The 6,740-nt window shown below is 53.6% G+C and carries 5 protein-coding genes; 2 read left to right on the top strand and 3 right to left on the bottom strand.

The genetic code is table 11. The annotated features are described in order from the left end of the window. Positions 1-155: 155 nt before the first annotated feature. Complete coding sequence (locus ACH0WD_RS12670) at positions 156-1,865, bottom strand: DUF4153 domain-containing protein (RefSeq protein WP_000446444.1); 1,710 nt, start codon at positions 1,863-1,865, stop codon at positions 156-158. 379 nt (positions 1,866-2,244) lie between these two features. On the opposite strand from ACH0WD_RS12670, the gene pckA reads away from it, so the two are divergent. After that, positions 2,245-3,864 carry a phosphoenolpyruvate carboxykinase (ATP) gene (gene pckA, locus ACH0WD_RS12665; RefSeq protein WP_001265689.1) on the top strand — a complete coding sequence of 540 codons (1,620 nt, stop codon included), beginning with the start codon at positions 2,245-2,247 and terminating at the stop codon, positions 3,862-3,864. Between the two features lie 74 nt (positions 3,865-3,938). Here the strand turns inward: pckA and envZ are convergent, their stop codons facing one another. Beyond that, on the bottom strand, positions 3,939-5,291 hold the full coding sequence (gene envZ, locus ACH0WD_RS12660) for a two-component system sensor histidine kinase EnvZ (RefSeq protein ID WP_001253818.1): 1,353 nt from the start codon (positions 5,289-5,291) through the stop codon (positions 3,939-3,941). Continuing rightward, entirely contained in the window at positions 5,288-6,007 is a 720-nt protein-coding gene (ompR, locus tag ACH0WD_RS12655; RefSeq protein WP_001157751.1) for a two-component system response regulator OmpR, read from the bottom strand. The genes envZ and ompR overlap by 4 nt, the downstream gene beginning before the upstream one ends. 225 nt (positions 6,008-6,232) lie before the next feature. On the opposite strand from ompR, the gene greB reads away from it, so the two are divergent. Further along, positions 6,233-6,706, top strand: coding sequence for a transcription elongation factor GreB (greB, locus tag ACH0WD_RS12650; RefSeq protein ID WP_000856695.1), 474 nt, complete (start codon positions 6,233-6,235; stop codon positions 6,704-6,706). Positions 6,707-6,740 lie beyond the last annotated feature (34 nt).

Below are 6,740 nucleotides of genomic sequence, written 5' to 3'. Positions count from 1 at the left end.
TGAAAGGTGAAACGGGAGGCTTAAGCTACATCGGAAGCTCAGAGTCTTCAGGCCGGATACAAGCTTCTCCCGTTTCAGATAGCTGACAGCTAATCAGCTATCTGTTCAGGATACAAGGCCGGATAAGGCATTTATGCCGCCATCCGGCAAAAAGCTTACTCGTTGTAGTAATCCACATCCAACCGCTGACCATCAACAATGATATCGCGCCAGGCTTTGGGGGCTGAGTCTAACCGATGCCCGGCAATCGCGTGCAACAGTTGCGTCTTAGAAAACCCGTCCGGCAATCGGGCGAACGCTTTCTGCGTCCATTTCCCCTCTTTTAAGCCGTAGACCTGGCTCTCGGCAACAATAAAGTTATACAGCACCTGCTCAGGCTGACCGTCGCCGTTAAGATCCTGACTCACCAGCACGCAGGCATCCGGTTCAAGGCAGGAATCGTCCGAATAACTCTGCTCTTTGACAAACGCCCAAAATGCGGCATCCGGCTTCTGGCTACCGGGCGCAATCATCACCACCCGCGCTAAATCGTCCGCCGTCGGAGAGACCTTATTTCTCTGCAAAAACGTCATCAGTTTACGATTGCGCTTTCTGTTCTGCGTAAACGCCTCGTCATCCCGCAACGATTTCAGCGCTTCCTGGCCAGGTTTGCCGCTGTGATCCAGCATATACAGGCTGATCTGATCCGCAGTAATTTTACCACTATGGTAACGCGCCATATGGCTGTTGACGCTAATACGCCAGACATCAAGTACAGGCGAGGCCAGCAACAGCAATATCACCAGCGTTAACAAAGAGACGCTCAGTATCACCTTGCCTTGCCACTCACCAGAGTCGCGTCCGCGGCGTAACAGACCGATCAGATAACCGAAAGACCATACCAGCAAGACAGACGCCGTCAGCGCGCCATACAGACGATCCGGCGTCCAGCCGTATTGCTGAATGCGTACCCATAACGCCCAGCCCGCCAGCAGCATATATATCGGGGCAACGCACAGCGAGGCGCTAATCATGCCGCGTAGTACGCGCGGATAGGGTAATACGCGCTTTTGCGGTTCATTGACAATCGCCACGAGGAGCAGCAGCATCAGCGTCAGCGTGGATAGCAGCCCCGCAGCGGAAACACGCGCAGAAATCGCCTCCAGTCCGGTAAAGGGTAACGTCACAATAAACAGCAATGCCAGCAGCGACACCACCGGCAGTAAACCTGTCGCGATCAGCGTCAGCAGCTTTTGCACCGCCGCCACAAGGCGCGACTGCGTGCGGGCGAGAATGACCGCCAGCGCCGTAATCAGGCCGATGGTCACATAAATAAAGGCTTCAGTTTCAAAGAAAAGGGTGCTGAAAAAGCGGATGCCCACCAGCCTGAATAGCGCGCTCCAGAGCAGAAGCACCAGCCAGAACAGTCCGTTGGCGACCAGGACGATAAACAATGTCAGTACGTTATGCCATAACCGCAGATAAAACTGGGGATAACGCGCCGAACCGGTTTGCGAATGTAGCTGATATTGCATCCAGGGTAATACCAGCATCGCCATCAACACAAGCCGGAGACCATACAGCCAGAGGAGCTCGGCCAGGCGCCATTTCTCCACCGCCTCAACCTGCCATTTCAGCCAGCCGCTCATTGCCAGCACGACCACAAAGATCAGCCCCAGCCAGCCCCACAGCGCGCGCTGTTTAAAAGAGACCACGGTAAGCAATAGCATTGACGACAACGCTATCGTCGCAGGCATACCATAGAACAGCCAGTCGCTATTTTGTGGTACCAGCCAGGCCATCAGCAGGTAGCACAAGACGCCCTGCAGCAAACCGGTGAGCAACATACCCCAGCGAGTAGTACGTGAAAGCGCTACACTTTCCATGTCGTTATCCAGAATGATGAGAAAGCCGCATTATTGCATCATCTGTTCACCGCCAGGCGTCGTCATGCATAATTCAGAAAAAAACGCAGAGAGGTGAATCGATATTGTTAATGTTGGTGTTACGTAACTTTCTTACATGAATGCGATTACAGTCACATTATGTCGGTCAAAAACACTTCCTTTTAACGTTTTCAGAACATTTTCCACAACAAAAGTAGGTTTCCTGCCATAATAACCGCCGCTGCGTGACAGGAGTCACAGTGTTTTTCGTCAATCGTGATTTTGTCCAGATACGTAAATCTATGAGCCTTGTCGCGGTTAACCAACCTCAAAAAACCTTACTATTTTCGGTAATATATATTGGCTAAGGAGCAGTGATATGCGCGTTAACAATTTAACCCCGCAAGATCTCAAGGCTTATGGTATCAACGACGTCCAGGATATCGTTTACAATCCCAGCTACGACACCCTTTACCAGGAAGAACTTAATCCTGGTCTGGAAGGCTATGAGCGTGGCGTGTTAACTAACCTGGGCGCTGTTGCCGTTGATACCGGTATTTTTACCGGTCGTTCGCCTAAGGATAAGTATATTGTTCGCGACGACACCACGCGTGATACGCTGTGGTGGTCCGATAAGGGTAAAGGTAAAAACGATAATAAGCCGCTTTCTCAGGAAACCTGGCAACACCTGAAAGGTCTGGTGACGCATCAGCTTTCCGGTAAACGCTTATTCATTGTTGATGCGTTCTGCGGCGCAAATGCCGATACGCGTCTTTCCGTGCGCTTTATTACGGAAGTCGCCTGGCAGGCCCACTTCGTTAAAAATATGTTCATTCGCCCAACGGACGAAGAGCTGGTAGGCTTCAAACCTGACTTTATTGTCATGAACGGCGCGAAGTGCACCAACCCGCAGTGGAAAGAGCAAGGGCTGAACTCGGAAAACTTCGTGGCGTTCAACCTGACTGAACGTATTCAGCTTATTGGCGGCACCTGGTACGGCGGCGAAATGAAAAAAGGGATGTTCTCGGTAATGAACTACCTGCTGCCGCTCAAAGGTATCGCCTCAATGCACTGTTCCGCCAACGTGGGTGAAAAAGGCGATGTCGCGGTCTTCTTCGGCCTTTCCGGTACCGGAAAAACCACTCTGTCCACCGACCCGAAACGTCGTCTGATTGGCGATGATGAGCACGGTTGGGATGACGACGGCGTGTTCAATTTTGAAGGCGGCTGCTACGCCAAAACCATCAAACTGTCGAAAGAAGCGGAGCCAGAAATTTATCATGCGATTCGCCGTGATGCGCTGCTGGAAAACGTCACCGTGCGCGAAGACGGCACCGTTGATTTCGACGATGGTTCCAAAACCGAAAACACCCGCGTCTCTTACCCGATCTATCATATCGATAACATCGTTAAGCCCGTGTCCAAAGCAGGTCACGCCACCAAGGTTATCTTCCTGACGGCGGACGCCTTCGGCGTGTTGCCGCCGGTTTCCCGTTTAACCGCTAACCAGACGCAGTACCACTTCCTGTCAGGTTTCACCGCTAAACTGGCCGGCACCGAACGCGGCGTCACCGAACCGACCCCCACCTTCTCCGCCTGCTTCGGCGCCGCGTTCCTGACGCTGCACCCGACGCAGTATGCTGAGGTTCTGGTGAAACGTATGCAGGCAGCAGGCGCGCAGGCTTATCTGGTTAACACCGGCTGGAATGGCACCGGCAAACGTATCTCCATCAAAGATACGCGCGCGATTATCGACGCCATTCTGAACGGTTCTCTTGATAACGCGGAAACCTTCCGTCTGCCGCTGTTCGATCTGGCGATCCCGACTGAACTGCCAGGCGTGGATACCCACATTCTCGACCCGCGTAACACCTACGCGTCGCCGGAACAATGGCAGGAAAAAGCCACCGCGCTGGCGAAACTGTTCATTGAGAACTTCGAGAAGTATACGGATACCCCGGCAGGCGAAGCGCTGGTTAGCGCCGGACCGAAGCTGTAAGGAACAGGCCGGATGGCGGCTTTGAACAGCGTCATCCAGCGTTAAGAAGAAAGGGAGGGTAATACCTCCCTTTCTTATGCCTCTTTTGTCGTCCCCTGGACGCGAGCCACAGGAACCGGTAGCCAGGCGCGAATCGACAATCCGCCACGCTCGCTGGTGCCAATCTCCAGCATCCCGTTATGGTTATCGATAATGCGCTGCACAATCGCCAGCCCCAGCCCTGTGCCGCTGGTGCTACGGGCGCTGTCGCCGCGTACAAAAGGCTGGAACAGATGTTTACGCTGCTCCGGCTTAATGCCCGGCCCGTCATCTTCTACCTGGAACCAGGCGCGATGCGACTCGGTGCCGCTGCTGACCTTAATCCAGCCGTTGCCATAGCGGGCAGCATTGACCACCATATTCGCCACCGCGCGCTTAATCGAGAGCGGGTGCATTTTCACCTGGATACTGCCTGCCTGAAGCGCAGTGTTAATCTCACGCTCATAGCCGCTTTCCGCCGCAATCACCTCGCCCAGCACGGAATTGAGATCCGCCATCTCCATTGGCATTTCCTGACCGGTACGCAGATAGTCAATAAACTGTTCGATAATGGCGTTACACTCTTCGATGTCTTTATTGATCGACTCCGCGAGATAACCGTCTTCCTCGCCCATCATCTCCGTCGCCAGACGAATACGGGTCAGCGGCGTGCGCAAGTCGTGGCTGACGCCCGCCATCAATAGCGTACGGTCATCGGCCAATTGTTTCACGCCGGCTGCCATATGGTTAAACGCCCGGGTCACAGAGCGCACCTCAGAGGCGCCATATTCACGCAGCGGCGGCGGAATAATTCCCTTCCCTACCTGCAAGGCGGCATGTTCAAGATCCACTAACGGTCGATTCTGTATACGAATAAACAGCCACGCGCCGCCTATCGCCAGGAGCATGATCGCCAGCGTGTAACGGAAAAGCGGAGAAAAATCGCCCTGATGAATTTCAGTCAGCGGCACGCGCACCCAGATATTGGGCGACAGCCAGGTTTTGAGCCACACGACGGGCGAGCTTTTGTTGACCTCAACCCGCACTTCCGTCGGGCCGCCTAATTGCTGCGCCATCTGGTGGCTTAAGAATTCGTAGTGTTGCGCCCAACGCAGCCCGGCCTCTTCAGCGGCTTCGTTGGTGTAGAGAGAGATCCCCAGCTCGCGATAGATTTCCCGGCGAAACGCAGGCGGCACGACTAACTGCGTGCCGTCCTCCAGTTGCAGCTTATCGGTCATCAGCATACGGACTTCGTAAGCCAGAACCTTATTAAACTGCTGGAGGCTCGGCAAAATCGCGAAGTTCAGCACCACCAGGTAGGTCGTCACCAGGCTGACGAACAGCAAGGTGACGATGAGCAACAGCGTGCGGGCAAATGAACTTCGCGGCGAGAAGCGCATTCGCCTCATGCTTTAGAACCGTCCGGTACGAAGACGTAGCCCAGGCCCCATACGGTCTGAATATAACGCGGATGTGCCGGATCTTCTTCCACCATACGGCGCAGGCGGGAGATCTGGACGTCGATGGAGCGTTCCATCGCGGAATACTCGCGGCCACGGGCCAGATTCATCAGCTTATCGCGAGAGAGCGGCTCGCGCGGATGGCTGACTAACGCTTTCAGTACCGCAAACTCCCCGCTGGTCAGCGGCATCGGTTCATCTTCACGGAACATCTCGCGCGTACCGAGGTTCAGTTTAAACTTACCGAACGCGATAACGGCCTCTTCCTGCGACGGCGCGCCGGGCAGTTCGTTTGCCTGACGACGTAACACGGCGCGGATACGCGCCAACAGCTCGCGCGGGTTAAACGGTTTAGGAATGTAGTCATCGGCGCCGATTTCCAGCCCGACGATACGGTCAACTTCTTCACCCTTCGCCGTGACCATAATGATCGGCATTGGATTACTCTGACTACGCAGGCGACGACAAATCGACAGACCATCTTCACCTGGCAGCATTAAATCCAGTACCATGAGGTGGAAAGATTCACGGGTCAGCAGACGATCCATCTGCTCGGCGTTAGCGACGCTTCGAACCTGGAAGCCCTGCTCGGTCAGATAACGTTCCAGTAGCGCCCGCAGACGCATATCGTCATCAACCACCAGAATCTTATAATTCTCTTGCATTGTCTGTACTCCCAAAGGTTCGCAACAAATGTAAGTGTGTATTCTTAAAAAAGCTCACGTGAGTCACCAGCAAATTCTGGTATGAATTTCAGGCTAAATTGTTACAAAGCATATTTAACAGCAGCTTAAATATACAATTAATCGGCAACCCCATTATTTATTCTGTCGGGACGATCACGTTATACCCCGTGTGCGCAATATCGACAGCAAAGGTAAATCAACGAGATGAAAACGCCCCTGATCACCCGCGAAGGGTACGAAACACTCAAACAAGAGCTCAATTATCTCTGGCGTGAAGAGCGCCCGGAGGTCACCAAAAAAGTGACCTGGGCTGCGAGTCTGGGCGACCGCAGCGAGAATGCCGACTATCAGTATAATAAAAAGCGCCTGCGTGAGATCGACAGACGCGTCAGATATCTGACCAAATGCATGGAAAATCTCAAAATCGTGGATTATTCCCCGCAGCAGGAGGGCAAAGTCTTCTTCGGCGCCTGGGTGGAAATTGAAAATGATGACGGCGATACGCTGAAGTTCCGCATTGTCGGCTACGATGAAATTTTCGGACGTAAGGATTACATCTCTATCGACTCGCCGATGGCGCGGGCGCTACTGAAAAAAGAAGTGGGCGATCTGGCGGTGGTCAACACCCCTGTCGGCGAAGCAAACTGGTACGTCAATGCGATCGAATACGTCAAATAAGACAAGAAGAATCCTAAGCCCCCGCTGATGGCTG

Origin of the sequence: Salmonella sp. 2020_1395, assembly GCF_043848115.1 — a bacterium.
GTDB classification, from domain to species: domain Bacteria; phylum Pseudomonadota; class Gammaproteobacteria; order Enterobacterales; family Enterobacteriaceae; genus Salmonella; species Salmonella enterica.
Note: the sequence above shows the minus strand (reverse complement) of the source record. Positions and strands in the feature narration are given on the sequence as shown.

What these genes read in the sequence shown, in the direction of transcription:
- ACH0WD_RS12670 (WP_000446444.1), bottom strand. Translation starts at nt 1,865, where the DNA reads ATGGAAAGTGTAGCGCTTTCACGTACTACTCGCTGGGGTATGTTGCTC.
- pckA (WP_001265689.1), top strand. Translation starts at nt 2,245, where the DNA reads ATGCGCGTTAACAATTTAACCCCGCAAGATCTCAAGGCTTATGGTATC.
- envZ (WP_001253818.1), bottom strand. Translation starts at nt 5,291, where the DNA reads ATGAGGCGAATGCGCTTCTCGCCGCGAAGTTCATTTGCCCGCACGCTG.
- ompR (WP_001157751.1), bottom strand. Translation starts at nt 6,007, where the DNA reads ATGCAAGAGAATTATAAGATTCTGGTGGTTGATGACGATATGCGTCTG.
- greB (WP_000856695.1), top strand. Translation starts at nt 6,233, where the DNA reads ATGAAAACGCCCCTGATCACCCGCGAAGGGTACGAAACACTCAAACAA.